This is a genomic window from Hydrogenobacter sp. T-2, from assembly GCF_033971325.1.
Taxonomy (GTDB): Bacteria; Aquificota; Aquificia; order Aquificales; family Aquificaceae; genus Pampinifervens; species Pampinifervens diazotrophicum.
Genome location: NZ_CP117180.1, coordinates 487,874 through 503,318 on the forward strand (window position 1 = coordinate 487,874; position 15,445 = coordinate 503,318).

Below are 15,445 nucleotides of genomic sequence, written 5' to 3' on the forward strand. Positions count from 1 at the left end.
AACCTTATAAAGGAGGGGTGATATGGATGCTTACCTTATGGCAGAAGATTTTCCCAAGCAGTTTAGCAAAATAGAGTGCCAGCCTATTTCTCTTGAAGGCTATGCGGGTGTGGTCTTTAGTGGTATGGGTGGTTCTGGGATTGTGGGAGACTTTATGAAGTTGTTTGTCTCTGCGGAAAAGCCTGTGCTTTTCATAAGAGGCTATGACCTGCCAGCCTTTGTAAAAGATAACTGGCTTTTGGTTTGCACCAGTTACAGTGGAAACACAGAAGAGACCATAAGCGTCCTTGAGGAGGCACTCCAAAGGGGTCTAAAGCCAGTTTGCGTTAGCTCTGGAGGAAAACTAAGGGAAATAGCAAACAGAGAAGGACTTGTGCATATCCCACTTCCAGAAGGATATCCACCCAGATATGCACTTGGCTTTATGCTTTCTGCCCTTTTGTGCCTTTTTGGAATGGATGGCTCTGTGGAGCGTGTAAGAGAGCACTTAGAGACCAATAAGGAGGAAATAAAAAAGACCGCCCAAGAGCTTGCCAAAGATATGTTTACCTACCTGCCAGTGGTTTATGGCACGCCTCTTACAGAGCCTGTAGCCTTTAGGTGGAAGACCCAGATAAACGAAAACTCAAAAACCCTTTGCTACAATGCCATTTTGCCAGAAATGCACCACAACGAGGTGGTAGGCTTGGACAACCCTCAAATAAGAAACCTATGCGGTTTTGTCTTGCTTTATGACCCACAGGACCACGAAAGAATTCTAAAAAGAGTGGATATAACTCGTCAGGTCTTTGAAGACCTTGGCGTGCTTTTGAAGGTTCTCTCTGGAAAAGGAGAAAGTTTAATAGAGAGACTTTTATACCTTACCTATCTTGGAGACTGGGTGAGCCTATACTTGGCAGATATATATGGACAAGACCCTATACCAGTCAAGGTCATAGACTTTATAAAGAAGAGCTTAGCTTGAGTTTATAATATGCATGCATGGAGTTAGAGTGGCTTATCTTTGGTGCAGTAGTTTTTACTGCCCTTTTTCTTGACCTTTTTGTGTTTCACAGAAACCCTCACAAGATTTCTCTAAAAGAGGCACTCCTTTTATCTGCCTTTTGGATAGCTTTGGGTCTTGCCTTTGGTGTTTTTGTCTATTTTGATAGGGGCTACAATAGGGCTGTGGAATACTTTACGGGATACCTGCTTGAAAAAGCCTTGAGCCTTGACAACATATTTGTGTTTATCCTCATATTTTCCTACTTTAAGATACCAGAGGAATACAGGCACAAGGTGCTTTTCTGGGGAGTGTTAGGTGCCATAGTCTTTAGGGCAATATTTATTTTTGCTGGGCTTGAGCTTATAAAACACTTCCATTGGGTTGTTTATATCTTTGGCGTAATCCTTATAGTTTCTGCCATAAAGCTCCTTACCACGGAAGAAAAGGAGTTCCATCCAGAGCAGACCCTTGTCTATAGGATAGCCAAAAGGTTTATTCCTCTAAGACCTCATAATGGTGATGGAAGGTTTTTTATAAAAGAAGGTGGAAGGCTTTACGCCACGCCCATGTTTTTGGCTCTTGTGTTTGTAGAGAGCTCAGACATAATGTTTGCCATAGACTCCGTTCCTGCAATTCTTGCCATTTCCAAAGACCCATTTGTGGTATACACTTCTAACATTTTTGCCATATTGGGGCTTAGGTCTCTATACTTCGCCGCTGCGGGGATTTTGCCTCTCTTTCACTACCTGCACTATGGGCTTTCCTTTATACTGGGTTTTATAGGTGTAAAGATGCTCATATCGGAGTTTTACAAGATACCTGTGGAGGTTTCTTTGCTTCTTATTGGCAGTGCCATTTTCTTGTCGGTGGTCGCTTCCTTGGTGGTGAAAAAGAAAGAATCCAACAATGCTTAGGGTGCTTCAGGTTGTGGATGGTATTGGCTGGGGAGGGACAAAGGAGCAGACATACCTTATAACAAGAGAGCTATCTCTTAGAGGCTTTCAAGTCCACATGGCTCTTTCTTTTCAGTATGAGCTCATGAGAGAAAAGCTAAGAGACTTTGGAGTTAAGTTTCATCTTTTTGAAAACCACAACAAGCTCTCCAGGTTTAATCCTGCCAATTACTACAGGCTTTGGAGGGTTCTGAAAGAGGGCTTTGATATAGTTATAGCCAATTCTCCTCATGCCCTTGACTTTGTAAGGATAGCCATATCCTTTTTGAGAAAAAAGCCTAAAATAATAGCCTACAAAAGAACAGGCAAAAGCTCAAACTTCCTATCAAAAACTTTCAAATACGCTGTGGCGGACAGGATAGTGGTGGTGGACAAGACAACCTTTGAAAGGCTAAAGGAGGAAAACTTCTTTCCAGAAAGGCTTGTATATATACCCAGTGGGCTTGACCTTGAGAGGTTTAAACCCTTAGGAAGTGAGAAGGCACTACAGAAAAGAAAGGAGTTAGGCATAGAGCCAAGCAAGAGGGTTTTCATAAATGTAGCCAACTGGAACCCAGAGCATAAGGGTCAACCTCTTCTCATAGAGGCTTTCTCAAGGCTTGGGTGTGTGGACTGTCTTCTTATCCTCGTAGGACTTGAAACGGACAGGTATGCACTAGAATACGCAAAAAGGTATGGTCTTGAAGGTAGATTAATAGGTCTTGGCTTTAGGGAGGACGTGCCAGAGCTTTTGAATATGGCGGACTACTTTGTCTTTTCCTCTTACTTTGAGGGTATAGCAGGGGCGGTGCTTCAGGCTATGGCTTGCCAAAAGGTGGTAATATCCACCCTTGCAGGTGGCATAAGGGACTATCTTGTAGATGGTGAGAACGGTCTTGCGGTGCAGGTGGGAGACCTTGAGGGCTTAACGCAAAAGATGTCTCGTGCTCTAAGCCTTTCAGAAGAGGAATACAGAAAAATTTCCACAAAGGCACTTCAAACCGCAAGCCAATACTCAATAAAAAGCACTGTAGACAAGTATGTGGAGCTCTTTAAGGAGCTGTTGGATATATCTTAAGCCCTTCAAAATACTCCATAAAAGCCTTGTTTATGTATATTCTTCCATCCTTAAACAGTAGCAAAACGCCTATGTGTGGATTTTCCTTAAGAAACTTCTCCCTGCTTTGGTCATCCATAGCCAAAAGAGCAGTCTCTATCGCATCGTTAATGGTGCAATCTCCATAGGCAACTGTTGCCTGGAGCAGGTTATTTTCCCTACCCAGAATGTGCCTTCTTAGATAGTTTCCACCCGTTGAAAGGCACAAGTCTTTTGCGTTATAGCCTTCCGCGAGTATCTTGTTGTTTATAGGGTTAAAAACCGCAAGGCGTCTTTTGTGTCCCCAGACCCTTAGGTCGCCTGCTATGGACAAAAAGCCCCAGTCCGTTTTCAACAGCTCATAAGCCTTCTGCACCGCATAACCCTTGCCAACACCCCCAAGGTCTATAGCCATACCCTCTTCCAAAAGACAGACCCTATTCCCTTCTATCCTCACCTTCCTATAGTCTATGAGCCTTTTGGCTTCCTCTTCCTTTAGCATACCCTTCCTTTTGTAGTTTATAGTGTAGCTTCCCACTGTTATGTCAAAAGCACCCCCTGTCCAACTTGATACCTCAAGGGATTTTTTTATGACCTCAAGGGTCTCTTCAGAGACTTCCACACAACCCTTGCCAGCCTTCTGGTTTATCTGAGACACTTCAGAGCTTTCCAAGTAGTCAGAGAGCTTCTCCTCAAGGCTTCTCATGTATCTATAGGTTTCATACTCTTTACCTTGAGGAAGTTCAATAAGGGCGTATGTCCCCATTAGGTGGAAAAGTTTCTCCTGTGGGAAGGCAAAGGCTATAAAGAGCAAAAGGGCAAAGAGCCTCACCTTCTCCTCTGTCTGCTTGGTTGTTGTTTTTGTGGTGCCTTTGGCTCTTGCACAGAAACTTTTACTTCAAAGTCCTTTATAACCACCCTTGCAGGTTTTGCCCTTCCCTCCTCAAAGACAAAGCTAAGCATAGGATGGTTTTCCAAGCTGTAGGACAAGGTTTCATCTGCGAGTATACCACTTACAAAACCTAAACCCAAAAGGGAGGGTTGAAGCACAAGGCTTGGTTTTTCCTGATATTTTAGCACCCTCTTTAGGTCTTGGTTAAACTGGCTTTGCACCTCTTCGTGAGGTCTTTCTCCAAAATAAGCCATGTAAACATGAAAGGGCTGAAGAAGTTTGAGCCTTTCCTCAAGACCCTCTCCACCCTTTACATAGTAGGCTTCAACACCCAAGGTTTTCAAGGAAGCCACCAAAGAAGCAGAAAAAAGGGCACACAGGTCTGAGGTCTCCATATAGACCACTGCAATGCGGTTATAGCCCATGTCCTTCAGTAGCTTAGCTATTTGGACGCTCGCATTTATGCGTGAGTTTGCCCTCTCTGGCACAAGAAAAGGGTTCACCTGCTGAGCGGGTAAAAAGGCAGCAACTGACAGAATTACACCAAGTCCCAGTATGTATTTCCTCATGACCTTCATTATAATACATAACTGTGGAAAACTTTAAGGAAAAGCTCAAAGAGTTAGAAAGGCTTTCGCTTGACCCCTTTAAACCAGAACCCCTAAGGGAAGAGCTGGAAGATATAATGAAAAGCATCCCAAAAATGAGCAAAGAGGAAAAGGAAGAGCTTTTGAGGTTTCTCCAAAAACTTGAGAAAAGACTTGAAGAAAATCATCGTATATGCTTTGGCTGGATAGAAGAGGTCTTTAAAAGAGGCTTTAGGAGGCAAGTGTGAGACTTCTCATACTTCTTGTCCTTCTTAACCTTTCCTTTGCCCTTGATAGAAGCTCAATAAACGAGCAATCCTATAGGCTTATAGAATACATGAAGAGAATAGAGGAGTTTCCACAAAGGCTAAGAGGAGAGCAGATAAAATATTGGATAACTCAAGACCGCTTTCCGGAGGGCAGGCTTTTCATAGGAGACAGGCTTTTTACAGAGAAAGACCTTGAGAACTTTATGCAGGAGGCTAACCTTTCTGCCATACCAGAAGAGGTTTATGTGCGTTATGGCTGGACCCTAAGAAGGACCAATATGCGTATGTATCCGAGCGATGCGGTGGTTCACAAGGGAAACCCAAAAATAGACTACAACCAGTATACGCTTCTTGAACCTCATACCCCTTTGGCTATACTCCATAGTTCAAAGAGTGGAAAGTGGTTATACGCGCATGCACCCTATATGAGAGGCTGGGTAAGGAGAGAGGATGTGGTTTTTGTGGAAAGAAATGAGCTTCTCAAAGTTATGAGCTTGCCCTTTTTGGTGGTAACCAAGGGAAGTGTAAAGGTAGATAACACTGTCTTTGGACTTGGTTCAAAGGTCTACTACGAAGAGAAGAAGGGAGACCTCTACAAGGTAGTCCTTCCAGACAGGAGGAGGGTATGGATAAAAAGGACAGAAGGTCTTGAGGAAGGCTATATAGCCTTTAACGAAAGAAGGACTAAGTCCATCTTAGACAGTCTTCTTGGCACACCTTACGATTGGGGTGGAAAGGAGGGAAGGTGGGATTGCTCTTCCTTGGTGCAAAGCCTTTATGCCATATATGGACTTGAGCTTCCAAGAAACTCCTCCCAGCAGGCACAGATAGGCAGGCTCGTAGCGGAAAGTTTTGGTAGCTACGAAGAGTTTAAGGAAACTCTCAAAGCCCTGCCACCCTTTAGGACGCTTCTTTTTATGAGAGGTCATGTGATGATATATGGAGGTTTTGAGGAAGGTCAGCCAGTTATCTACCATGCGGTTCATAGACTAAGAAGAGAGGATGGGTCTCAATGGCATGTAAACAGCATCTATAAAAACCTCCTTGAAAGAGACGGGTTGAGAAACCTGTATAAATCTATAATAGCGGTGAGGGTGCTTGACTAAAGCTCAAGGTTTTCTCCAAAATCTGGTATGTGAGCTTCAAAACCTAACCTTTCCTTTATTTCCTTGCTAAAGACCTTCATTTTCTCCTCTTCTCCATGCACTAAAAACACTCTCTTGGGCTTTGAGGTGTAAGAGAGCCACTCAATAAGACCCTGCTGGTCCGCATGGGAAGAAAAGCCGTTTATGGTAAAAACCTTTGCTCTAACCGCTATCTCCTCTCCAAATATCCTTACACTTTCCGCACCCTCTATTATCTTTCTTCCTAAGGTTCCACGAGGCTGATAGCCTACAAAAATAAGTGCACATTCTTCACGCCAAAGGTTGTATTTAAGATGATGAAGCACTCTTCCGCCGTTAAGCATACCAGAGCCTGCGATTATTATTGCACCAGAGCTTATTGAGTTTATGGCTTTTGATTCTTCCACTTCCTTTGTGTAATGGAGGTTGGGAAGTTCAAAGGGATTTCTCTCCAAAAAGACCCTGTAGGTTTCTCTGTCGTAAAACTCTGGATGTGATGTAAAGAGCTTTGTTATGCTTATGGCTAATGGACTGTCAAGGAAGATTTCACACCTTGGGAGCCTGCCTTGTTCGTAAAACTCCCTTAGCACATAGAGTATTTCTTGGGCTCTCTCAAGGGCGTAAGAGGGAATTATTACGTTTCCACCTTTTCCTATAGCGTACCTTATGGCATCAAGTAGCTCTTCCTTTGATTCTTCAAAGCCTTTATGATTTCTGTCTCCGTAGGTGCTTTCTATAAAGACGTAGTCCGCAGGAGAAGGTGTATCTGGGTCGTGGACTATGGGCTTGTTTTTGTTTCCAAGGTCTCCAGAAAAGATTATTCTCTTGTGCCTTTTGTCCTCGTATACTTCAAGCTCCACAAAGGCAGAACCAAGAATATGTCCAGAATCTCTGAGTTTTAGGCTTATACCCTTAGATAGCCTATACTCTTGCCCGTAGGCAAGCCTTATTTTGAAAAGCTCCATAGCCTCTAACACATCGTATTCTTCATAGAGTGGTGGTTCTGGCACTTTCCCAGTCCTTTGGAGCTTTTTTAGGGCGGTTTTGTAGTTTTCATACATAACCTTGCTGGCATCAAGGAGCATAAGTCTGGCTAACTTGGCGGTAGGCTCTGTGGAGATTATCTTACCTTTAAAACCTTCTTTTACAAGGAGCGGTATCCTTCCACAATGGTCTATATGAGCGTGTGTAAGCACAAGGTAGTCTATTTCCTTTGGGTCAAAGGGAAAGGGTTCACGGTTTTTCCTTTCCTCAAGACCTTGAAACATTCCACAGTCTATAAGAAGTTTTAGACCCATTGCCTCCACATAGAAACAGCTACCAGTTACCGTCTTTGCACCGCCGTAAGGAATAACTTTCATGTCATGGTTTCAAGGTATAGCTTTGCCACCCTTTGAGCTAAGGCGTTCATCCTTCTTATATATCTTGCCCTTTCTTGGACAGAGATAACACCCCTTGCGTCAAGAAGGTTAAAGGTATGAGAACATTTAAGAAGATGGTCATAGGCAGGAAGCACAAGACCTTCCTCAAGAAGTCTTTTGGTCTCCTTTTCGTATATTTCATAAAGTTCAAAAAGCACCTTTGGGTCTGATTTTTCAAAGTTGTATACGCTCCACTGGTATTCCGCAGGCTTAAAGACCTCTCCGTAGGTAAGCCACTCGTTCCACTTTATATCAAACACACTGTCCACATCCTGAAGATACATGGCAATCCTCTCAAGCCCGTAGGTTATCTCCACCGATATCTCCTCAAGGTCAAGCCCACCCGCCTGCTGGAAGTAGGTAAACTGAGTTATTTCCATACCGTCCAGCCACACCTCCCACCCAAGCCCCCAAGCACCCAAAGTAGGAGACTCCCAGTCATCTTCTACAAAGCGAATATCATGCTCCTCTGGGTTTATACCAAGTGCCCTGAGGCTATCCAAGTATATCTCCTGAGGGTTGTCTGGTGCAGGCTTTAAGATAACTTGAAACTGAAAGTAGTGCTGAAGTCTGTTAGGGTTTTCGCCATAGCGTCCATCCTTTGGTCTCCTTGAAGGCTCCACATACGCCACGTTCCACGGCTTTCTGCCAAGCACCTTGAGAAAAGTGGCAGGGTTCATAGTCCCCGCACCCGTCTCTATATCATAGGGTTGCCAAACCGCACAGCCCCTCTCCGCCCAAAAGCGATGCAAGGTCATGATAATCTCTTGGAAGGTCATGAGAGTTATTTTAACTCAAACAGCCTCAAACCATCCATAACCCTTAGCCTTCTTTCCACCCACTCCGAGGTTTTCCAAGCCAATCCTCAGCAGGTTATAGGCATGCTCCAAAAGCTCAGGCTCTTCTTCTCCAAGAGGCTCATAGTCCAAGCAGAATACAAAGGTTGTCCCCTTCTTTAAGGTTAAAAACTTTATTGGCACTGGGTTTTCCCAGTCTCCCGGTGGGTTTTTACCCTTTTCTGTGTAGTAGCCCGCATAATGAGGGTTCATAATATCAAGCTCAAGGTCCTGAGGGTTAAATTTTTTTGGAAAAGCATCAAGGAATATAACCTCACCCCTTTTCTCCTGCGTTCCAAAAATCCTCCTAAAAACCCTATGAGGCTCTCTAATCTTGTAATCGCTAAGAATTATGCTTATTTCTGTCCTGTCAAGGGTTTCTGTAAGGCTATTTTTTGAAAACTCCTCTTCCGTTGAACTTAGATACTTATCAAGATAGTTAAGAGGCTCTTGTGTGGAAGCGAGTTTTTCCTTTATCTCTTCGTATATGGAAAGCAAAAGCACATGCCTTGCCAAGCCCTTTAGAGTTTCTCCCGGTATGTAAGGAATGCCATAGGTATGGTGGAAAAGAAAGCCGTTTTCCAAAAGGGACGGATAGCCCATACCTATAGCCAACCTGTAAGCGGTCTTTAACTCAAAGGACTTTTTGCAGGGAAGTTTGGGAATGTTCACACGGTAATCTGTAAGCTCTTTCAATGTGGCATCCAGCTCCCTTGCAAACCTTTCAGCCTTTAGACCATTTTCTAATTCATCCTCTGTAAATTTAGAAACCAAGACCTTGTAAAAGACAAGACCAATATGAGGCGATTTTGCCTTTGAGAGAAGCTCGCTAAGTTGCCTCTTAAAGCCAGCAGGTAGTTCTGAGAAACTATTCAGCCTGCTCTTCATACTTTAGCTCTCCTTCCGCTACTCTTTTTAGCCACTGTGCAAAATACAAGACCTTTCTTGTGTATAGCCTATATTCCTTAAGGTCAAGCCCTGAGAAAAACTTCACAAGACTATCCACTTCCTTATTTTCTATCTCCTTCATATATCTCTTGATATGTTCCTCTATCTTCTTCCAACCGTCGTCGTTTTGCTTTGACCTTATAAAGGCACAGGTAGTCAAAAGTCCGTTATGGACTATCATAGAGGGTAGCTTTCTTGCGTGTGATAGATAGTCTTTTTCAAAACTTTTATTCTTTACTTCCATCACACAGTCATAAGCAAAGCTCGCAATCTCTTGAAGTTTGCTCTTCATGTTTTCACCTCCCTTAGCTTTACCCTACCCTTACCCGTAGTCATATCGCCACCAAGCCACATCTCTCCCGGCAAGGAATATTCAATGTCCTCATCAAGGAAAAGGTTTACAAAAAGCACGCTCTCCGCAGGCAAATACTCGCTTGTCCAAAGTGCACCGCTTGCCACCGTTCCCTTGTCTGGGTCTATCCTCACATGGGTTTGCACCTCTGTATAGTTTTGCACAAGCTCAGAAAAGACCGTATCGCTCACACACACCACCCTATGCTTATAGCCTATCCCAAGAAGGTCCACAAACTTTTTGAAGTCTTCTCCAGCCTCCTTTGCCTTAAAGACAAACTCCTCAAGCACTACCTGTTTGTCTATGGCTATCTCCATAGAGTAGCAGAGGGCTTCCGTGTCTCCAACCTTTTGTGGAGGGATATCCATACCCACAGTTCGCGCAAACCTGCTTATAACATAGGGACAAGTAACCAACAGGAATATGTGGCTTAAGCTCCTCACAGGAAAGAGTAAAATGCTTGCATCACCAAAAGACACCTTTCCTGCACTTCCTTCTTCTAACTCTCCAGCAGTGCCAAATACAGACCTTAGGTATTCCAAGTCATCCTTTATCTTTTCTGCCTCATCCTCTTTTAGCTTTTTGCCTTTGCTAACCTCTTCGTCCAAGTCAGAGAGTTTCACTCCCGAGTTGGCAAGATGTCTTTTCCAGACTTCTCTAAGTGCATACTCCCTTGCAGAACCTTTTATGGCACTGCCGGGAACAAAGGGAAAGCCTGTGTGAACTTCTCTCATTATAGGCAGGTCTACGTGAGACAGCCCCTGACCCGCTCCCACATGGAGAGGAGTTAAAACCTCAATCAGGTAAGTTTTTCTTTTCATCCTTCCACCTCCAAAAGTATTCCACTATTCCATCCTCTTTGCAAAAAGTTTTCCAAATCCCAAAGCGTTTTCTTATCCTTACCCATCCTCTTTTTATAGTTAACCGTAGGAACGGACTCTATCTGACATATGGAACAACCCATCCCACCCTCATCCAAAGCAGACAGCAAAAGCACACTCCCCGGCTTTATCATCTCCAAAAAGGGCTTTCCAAAGCCAGAAACATACTCTATGCCAGCACTGAAAAACCATAGCACTTTAAACCTCAAGTTTCCTATTTTCAAATTCTCTTTAAGACCACCTTCTATAAAGAGATGACTAAGGACGTAGAACTTGTAAAGCTTTCCCTTTTGTATGGATACGGGCTTTTCAAAAACCTTAAGGTCTTCACTATGCATGTAAGATACCCTTCTCTCTCCGCCGAGGAAAACCCTATTATCCCTTATGTCCTCTCTTAAACCTTCCGCCAAAACCCCAATACGAGAACCCTCTGAAAACCTCAAAAAGTCTTGAGAGTATAAAAACCCATCCCTTGCAGTTCTTGTGTCCTTATCTATGCTTATACCAACCCTTTGCTCCTTTTGGATAAAGTCCCTAAGGCTACAGATAGAAAAGTCCCCTTGACCCTTCGCATATTTTGTAAAAAAGTCTTTAAGACTTATAAAGTATTCCCTTGCCTGCTCGTATGCACCTTCAACACCCGTAATGAGAGGAATACCTCTTTTATTTAGCTTAAGTATCTTTATATTAGGCTTGTCTTCCTTTTTTCTTTCCTTTACCACGTCCGCAGGCAAAGGGATATACACCATACCGTCCTTATACAGAAAAACTCCATAAACCCTTTCAAATATGTGGAAAAACCTCATTATAGGTGGTGGAAAGGCACTTCTTTGCACATGGGTTTCTCCCCCAGCAAAATGCCTAAGCCCGCCAAAACTCAAAACATCGTAAGGTTCAAACACATACAGTTTCATCCTCTTCCTCCAACTTGGAGAAAAAGCGTGCTATGTAAAAGAGATGCTCTAAAGAGTTAAGGTCTTTCAAAAATCCAGCCTTTTCTAAATCTTCTATCAAAGATAGAATATCCTCTTTTTCTAACTTACTCTTTCTGGCAAAAAGTCTTTTTAGTAAGGACATCACTATAGGCTTATAGGAGTCCGCATCCTCCTTGAAAAGCCACAACTCTTCTCTGAGGGCATAAGGCATGTTTTGAGAGATTAAAGAGTCTTTGGAATGTTCAGCTACCTTCTTGACTTTGAAATACTCAGTTATCTTCTTAAAAAGTTGCAGGTCATTCCATTTAAGAACAAGCCTCACAGGTTGAGAGTTTCTCATAACTACACTTATGCATATCCTATCTCTTCCCTCCCGCTTGGCGAGTTTTTCCGCCTCCCTTAGCTCCTCAAGCAAGAACCTAAGGTTTTCGCTTTCATGTCCCACCACCAAGCCTGCACTTGTGGTAGCTTCCTCTAACTTAAGAGTTTTTGAAAAGTTCCCTCTTATATCCTCCGCAAAGTCCAAAAGACTTGTAGGATAGCCTACCGCCAACACGTCATCTCCACCTGCATACACAAGCTCCACACAAGGTTTTTTCTCTTGTGCCTTTTGATAGACACTATTGGCATATTCAGAAAGCCCTTCTGAAAATCTCCTATGGAAGTCTTCACTTAGCTTTTCCTTTCTAAGCTCCCTCTTTAACCCCAGCCATTTACCCATATTGTCCCCGTCCATCATAAGTAGACCAAAGTAGGAGTTATCTGGCTTTTTATAGCCTGTTATCTTCTTGTCATAAAAGACCCCCTCAAGAAAATCAAGCAGTTCTTCGTAATGCTTTCTATCTTCTTGCTCCGCCTCTTCCATCATAGTTCTCACATCCTTTGGGTCAAGCCAATCCGCACTTATATACTCTATTGGCATAAGTTCCTTACCCAGCACAAGCCCCACCAAGTATTCCAGCTTGCTTATAACATCCCTCCTCTTATCTTCTATTAGCCTATTTTTGAAAGGAACCCATGCAAAGTCCTTTGTGGATGGAAAGCCCTTTTTGTTTAACCTCCCAACCTCCCTAAAGTATTCCATAGCAAACCTCTTTGTAAGACACACGCCACAGAGTTTTTCCCCACTTGACAAAAGCAGTTTCTTTTTCCTTCTTAAGCTCTCCCAATCTATAGCCAAGGCAGGACGCTCTCCACACAGGGTGCAACCATCTGGAAACTCCCCGTCGTAAGTCTCTTCATCAACCCTACCCCTATACGCCCTAAAGCTCTTTTTAGCACCCAAGAACCTCTCCACAAGGTCGTAAGTGTATCCATAGTCCTCTGCATCTTCCACTTGACATAACTCCATAGTCTCAAGCCATTGCTTTTTATCTATAAAGTCCTGACACTCACAGAAACTCTCAAAGTATCCATCCACATGTTTTTCAAATTGAAGACGCTCCTTGGCAGATAAACCAAGAGATAGTATGACATGGTTGTATATATCTTCCCAGGTTTTCTCAAAAACTTCCCTTAGCCTCTCACAAAGGTCTTGTGTGCTTTTTATCACTATCCTGTTGGGATACCCCGCAAGCTCTGTGCTTTTAAGCCCGGGTGCATAAACAGGATACACCACATCTCCCAACCCCTCATTTCTTATGTATTCTATAAGTCTTTCTGTAAAATACGAAAGTAAAAAGCTGGAGTTAAAAAGGTCAAGGAGTTTTCTTGATTGAGATATAAAGCTCTGCACGGGAGAGAAGGTGAAGATGCATAGTTTCATACTTTTACCTCCACAAAGCCTACGCTCTTTAATCTTGAGACCGCATCTTCAAAATCCCTACGGAACTTTTCTTCAGAATAGGGAAGGTTTTCCCTGCCGGGTCTTCTCGTTCCTAATATGTCCCAGTATTTACCCTTGGTTTGAAGTAGAAAGTTAGCACCCTCTGGAAGAAATCTGCACATAAAAGCAAGCACATAAAAACCATCTTCCTTTACAAGAAAGATAAAAGGAGAGCCTCTTCTTCTATCACCCCTTTCTTCGTTCTCTTGCCTTCTTTGAGTAGACCAGTTTAATTGAGCTTGAGGTCTTACTGGTTTATTGTTTTGCTGTCTTTTTTCAAGGCTTTTACTTTGATACATTATTGGCAGACCAAACACATAGTTTTTCAATTCAAGAGATTTAGGTATAGGATTTGACCTTATGTATTGAGCTATACCCGTTTTGTATTCATAGGTTCTGCTATCTCTTAGCCTCACCTTCCTATATAAGTTTCCAAGAAATCTTATGGCATCTTCCCAGTTATCAAAAGCCCTTTGATACCTAAGCACCCTTAGGTTATTCAAGTTAGGAAGGTCATTAAATCCAGAGCCATTTTTAGGTATATCTTTGAAAATCTTGTCTTTACTTAGTATTTCAGACCAATAGTCTCTACTTAGGAGTCTTAGGCTTAGAGACTCTTGTTTGCTTTTCATATTTCCAAAGCCTTTTCTCGCCCGGTATCCTATACCACTAAAGTTAATTGCAAGGTTTACAAGACTTCTTACAAGTTGCTCAGAAACTTCCCTATAAATTACCTCCAAATAAAACTTAGAGCCAGAAGGGATACAAGTTCTCCCTTTTGCCCCCATACCAAGCATATATATTGGCTCTCTTCTATCCTTTAGTATATCAACGGTAGATACATGACCTTTTGTTCTTACCATTATCTTAGCAGTCTTTTCTTGAGAGCCAAAAAGCTCTGCCTCGTATTTAAATATTTCTTCACTATTATTGAGATAGGTTGCCAATATTACCCTCCACCACCATCTCAAAGGCCCCACAAAGCTGGCAGGTCTAAGCTCCGCCTGCTGTTGTGCATTACCTATAAAAGCAGGAGTAATAAATTCCAGCTCAAAGGTTAACTTTCTCATCCTTCTCCCTCACAAACCCTTTCGTATACATAATCATCGTAAAGAAATTTCTCCACTACACTTCTCATCTCTTCCCTATACTTTAATAAAATCTCCCCGTTATCGCCCTTTCTGACAGCCACAATGTTGTTTTCCAAGCCAGAATGTGCGTAAAAGTTCCTTTTAGCCCTATCATCTCTTAGTAAATCTCCTGTAAGAGTTTCTCTGAAGTTGTTATTAATTAATCTTTGCTCTGTCCAACAATGCAAATTTTAAACTCCCATCAAAATTCCACTTCCTGTTTATACTATATTAACCCGAGTTGCAAGTTATAAAGAGATGTGGTAAAAAAGCTCCCTATGGAGCATCCCCATAGGGAGGTGCAAAAATGACAGAAGATAGAATAATAACATACTTTGTAATTATAGACGACTTGCTCAAGGAACTTAGACTTCGTGAAGAACCACAAACGGTAATATCTAACTCGGAGGTGTTAACAATGGCAGTTATAGCCCACATAGATTTTTGTGCAAACTACTCAAAGGCTCTTGATTGGCTTAAAAGTTTCTGTAGTCATCTCTTCCCTAAAGTCCCTGATAAATCTACCTTCTCAAGAAGACTTGAAAAACTGCTATCTTATATGCAAACCATCATATTAAAACTCGCATCTCTACCACAGGTGGATGAAAGATATTACCTAATTGATAGCATGCCAGTGAAAGTGTGTGAGAATGCACGCATATGGACATGCAAAACATTAAAAGGTGAGCTATACAGAGGATATACACCAGGCAAGAGAGAATACTTTTACGGGCTTAAGCTAAACGCACTTATGGACTCTAAGGGTTTAATTAGAGAGGTTCATCTACTTGAGGGGAGTAGGCATGATATTGATGGTTTGGCAAACATGAGCTTTTACAGTGTAGAAAGTAAGGAAATCATATGTGATAAGGCATACAAGAATTATCTGATGGAGGATATCTTGAAGGAAGAGGGCATAGTGCTTAACCCATTAAGGAGTACAAAGGAAAGCAGATATGAGGGTGGGTGGATTGAGTATGCAAAGAGGTTATACAGGAGGCTTGCGGAGAGTGTGTTTAGTGTCCTTAAAAGGTTTATCGGTATGAGACCTTATTCTGTTAGCCTGAATGGGCTTCTTGTGAAAATCTATACCGCTGTGGTTTCCTATAATCTGTATAGAATGTGGAAAATGAACCACCCGAGAGCAAAAAACTCTCAGGAGGTGCAAAATATAATCTGTATAGAATGTGGAAAATGAACCCACTTCAAAGTATCCCTTCCTGCCTGCCCTT

Annotated in this window: 17 protein-coding genes; 6 read left to right on the forward strand and 11 right to left on the reverse strand. The window is 42.6% G+C overall.

The window, feature by feature from the left end:
• The first annotated feature begins 22 nt into the window (after positions 1–22).
• From IAE16_RS02910 to IAE16_RS02920, 3 genes are read left to right on the forward strand one after another with little or no spacing between them, the layout of a single operon-like run.
• Positions 23–964 carry a bifunctional phosphoglucose/phosphomannose isomerase gene (locus IAE16_RS02910; protein WP_323701222.1) on the forward strand — a complete coding sequence of 314 codons (942 nt, stop codon included), beginning with the start codon at positions 23–25 and terminating at the stop codon, positions 962–964.
• Between the two features lie 17 nt (positions 965–981).
• On the forward strand, positions 982–1,899 hold the full coding sequence (locus tag IAE16_RS02915; protein WP_323701223.1) for a TerC family protein: 918 nt from the start codon (positions 982–984) through the stop codon (positions 1,897–1,899).
• Positions 1,892–2,995, forward strand: a complete 1,104-nt coding sequence (locus IAE16_RS02920; protein WP_323701224.1) for a glycosyltransferase family 4 protein — start codon at positions 1,892–1,894, stop codon at positions 2,993–2,995. Before IAE16_RS02915 ends, IAE16_RS02920 begins: the two co-directional genes overlap by 8 nt.
• Here IAE16_RS02920 and IAE16_RS02925 read toward each other — a convergent pair.
• Both IAE16_RS02925 and IAE16_RS02930 read right to left on the reverse strand, forming a co-directional pair.
• Positions 2,970–3,845: an FAD:protein FMN transferase gene (locus IAE16_RS02925; RefSeq protein ID WP_323701225.1), complete on the reverse strand. Its 876-nt coding sequence runs from the start codon at positions 3,843–3,845 to the stop codon at positions 2,970–2,972. The two genes, IAE16_RS02920 and IAE16_RS02925, sit on opposite strands and share 26 nt — an antisense overlap.
• Complete coding sequence (locus IAE16_RS02930) at positions 3,842–4,474, reverse strand: hypothetical protein (protein WP_323701226.1); 633 nt, start codon at positions 4,472–4,474, stop codon at positions 3,842–3,844. The genes IAE16_RS02925 and IAE16_RS02930 overlap by 4 nt, the downstream gene beginning before the upstream one ends.
• A gap of 23 nt (positions 4,475–4,497) precedes the next feature.
• Here IAE16_RS02930 and IAE16_RS02935 point away from each other — a divergent pair, with 23 nt between their 5' ends.
• Together IAE16_RS02935 and IAE16_RS02940 are read left to right on the forward strand one after the other, a co-directional pair.
• Positions 4,498–4,740 (forward strand): hypothetical protein, encoded by a 243-nt coding sequence (locus IAE16_RS02935; RefSeq protein ID WP_323701227.1) that lies wholly within the window; start codon positions 4,498–4,500, stop codon positions 4,738–4,740.
• Entirely contained in the window at positions 4,737–5,867 is a 1,131-nt protein-coding gene (locus IAE16_RS02940) for an SH3 domain-containing protein (protein WP_323701228.1), read from the forward strand. The genes IAE16_RS02935 and IAE16_RS02940 overlap by 4 nt, the downstream gene beginning before the upstream one ends.
• On the opposite strand, the gene IAE16_RS02945 is transcribed toward IAE16_RS02940, so the two are convergent.
• From IAE16_RS02945 to IAE16_RS02985, 9 genes are read right to left on the reverse strand one after another with little or no spacing between them, the layout of a single operon-like run.
• Positions 5,864–7,246, reverse strand: coding sequence for an MBL fold metallo-hydrolase RNA specificity domain-containing protein (locus tag IAE16_RS02945; protein WP_323701229.1), 1,383 nt, complete (start codon positions 7,244–7,246; stop codon positions 5,864–5,866). The two genes, IAE16_RS02940 and IAE16_RS02945, sit on opposite strands and share 4 nt — an antisense overlap.
• Positions 7,243–8,085, reverse strand: a complete 843-nt coding sequence (locus tag IAE16_RS02950) for a glycine--tRNA ligase subunit alpha (protein ID WP_323701230.1) — start codon at positions 8,083–8,085, stop codon at positions 7,243–7,245. Before IAE16_RS02950 ends, IAE16_RS02945 begins: the two co-directional genes overlap by 4 nt.
• A gap of 15 nt (positions 8,086–8,100) precedes the next feature.
• Positions 8,101–9,030, reverse strand: coding sequence for a type III-B CRISPR module RAMP protein Cmr6 (cmr6, locus tag IAE16_RS02955; RefSeq protein WP_323701231.1), 930 nt, complete (start codon positions 9,028–9,030; stop codon positions 8,101–8,103).
• Positions 9,011–9,382 carry a type III-B CRISPR module-associated protein Cmr5 gene (gene cmr5 / locus IAE16_RS02960; protein ID WP_323701232.1) on the reverse strand — a complete coding sequence of 124 codons (372 nt, stop codon included), beginning with the start codon at positions 9,380–9,382 and terminating at the stop codon, positions 9,011–9,013. Before cmr5 ends, cmr6 begins: the two co-directional genes overlap by 20 nt.
• Positions 9,379–10,263, reverse strand: coding sequence for a type III-B CRISPR module RAMP protein Cmr4 (gene cmr4, locus IAE16_RS02965; RefSeq protein WP_323701233.1), 885 nt, complete (start codon positions 10,261–10,263; stop codon positions 9,379–9,381). Before cmr4 ends, cmr5 begins: the two co-directional genes overlap by 4 nt.
• The gene (cmr3, locus tag IAE16_RS02970; RefSeq protein ID WP_323701234.1) at positions 10,260–11,237 is read right to left on the reverse strand and encodes a type III-B CRISPR module-associated protein Cmr3; all 978 of its coding nucleotides are present in this window, start codon (positions 11,235–11,237) and stop codon (positions 10,260–10,262) included. Before cmr3 ends, cmr4 begins: the two co-directional genes overlap by 4 nt.
• Positions 11,218–13,023 (reverse strand): type III-B CRISPR-associated protein Cas10/Cmr2, encoded by a 1,806-nt coding sequence (gene cas10, locus IAE16_RS02975; protein WP_323701235.1) that lies wholly within the window; start codon positions 13,021–13,023, stop codon positions 11,218–11,220. The genes cmr3 and cas10 overlap by 20 nt, the downstream gene beginning before the upstream one ends.
• The gene (gene cmr1, locus IAE16_RS02980; RefSeq protein ID WP_323701236.1) at positions 13,020–14,153 is read right to left on the reverse strand and encodes a type III-B CRISPR module RAMP protein Cmr1; all 1,134 of its coding nucleotides are present in this window, start codon (positions 14,151–14,153) and stop codon (positions 13,020–13,022) included. The genes cas10 and cmr1 overlap by 4 nt, the downstream gene beginning before the upstream one ends.
• Positions 14,150–14,401 carry a TM1812 family CRISPR-associated protein gene (locus IAE16_RS02985; RefSeq protein ID WP_323701237.1) on the reverse strand — a complete coding sequence of 84 codons (252 nt, stop codon included), beginning with the start codon at positions 14,399–14,401 and terminating at the stop codon, positions 14,150–14,152. The genes cmr1 and IAE16_RS02985 overlap by 4 nt, the downstream gene beginning before the upstream one ends.
• A 119-nt stretch (positions 14,402–14,520) precedes the next feature.
• On the opposite strand from IAE16_RS02985, the gene IAE16_RS09745 reads away from it, so the two are divergent.
• On the forward strand, positions 14,521–15,411 hold the full coding sequence (locus IAE16_RS09745; RefSeq protein WP_438617125.1) for an IS982 family transposase: 891 nt from the start codon (positions 14,521–14,523) through the stop codon (positions 15,409–15,411).
• Positions 15,412–15,445: the final 34 nt, after the last annotated feature.

What these genes read in the sequence shown, in the direction of transcription:
- IAE16_RS02910 (WP_323701222.1), top strand. Translation starts at nt 23, where the DNA reads ATGGATGCTTACCTTATGGCAGAAGATTTTCCCAAGCAGTTTAGCAAA.
- cmr4 (WP_323701233.1), bottom strand. Translation starts at nt 10,263, where the DNA reads ATGAAAAGAAAAACTTACCTGATTGAGGTTTTAACTCCTCTCCATGTG.
- IAE16_RS02950 (WP_323701230.1), bottom strand. Translation starts at nt 8,085, where the DNA reads ATGACCTTCCAAGAGATTATCATGACCTTGCATCGCTTTTGGGCGGAG.
- cmr5 (WP_323701232.1), bottom strand. Translation starts at nt 9,382, where the DNA reads ATGAAGAGCAAACTTCAAGAGATTGCGAGCTTTGCTTATGACTGTGTG.
- cmr1 (WP_323701236.1), bottom strand. Translation starts at nt 14,153, where the DNA reads ATGAGAAAGTTAACCTTTGAGCTGGAATTTATTACTCCTGCTTTTATA.
- IAE16_RS02920 (WP_323701224.1), top strand. Translation starts at nt 1,892, where the DNA reads ATGCTTAGGGTGCTTCAGGTTGTGGATGGTATTGGCTGGGGAGGGACA.
- IAE16_RS02945 (WP_323701229.1), bottom strand. Translation starts at nt 7,246, where the DNA reads ATGAAAGTTATTCCTTACGGCGGTGCAAAGACGGTAACTGGTAGCTGT.
- IAE16_RS02915 (WP_323701223.1), top strand. Translation starts at nt 982, where the DNA reads ATGGAGTTAGAGTGGCTTATCTTTGGTGCAGTAGTTTTTACTGCCCTT.
- cmr3 (WP_323701234.1), bottom strand. Translation starts at nt 11,237, where the DNA reads ATGAAACTGTATGTGTTTGAACCTTACGATGTTTTGAGTTTTGGCGGG.
- IAE16_RS09745 (WP_438617125.1), top strand. Translation starts at nt 14,521, where the DNA reads ATGACAGAAGATAGAATAATAACATACTTTGTAATTATAGACGACTTG.
- cas10 (WP_323701235.1), bottom strand. Translation starts at nt 13,023, where the DNA reads ATGAAACTATGCATCTTCACCTTCTCTCCCGTGCAGAGCTTTATATCT.
- IAE16_RS02930 (WP_323701226.1), bottom strand. Translation starts at nt 4,474, where the DNA reads ATGAGGAAATACATACTGGGACTTGGTGTAATTCTGTCAGTTGCTGCC.
- cmr6 (WP_323701231.1), bottom strand. Translation starts at nt 9,030, where the DNA reads ATGAAGAGCAGGCTGAATAGTTTCTCAGAACTACCTGCTGGCTTTAAG.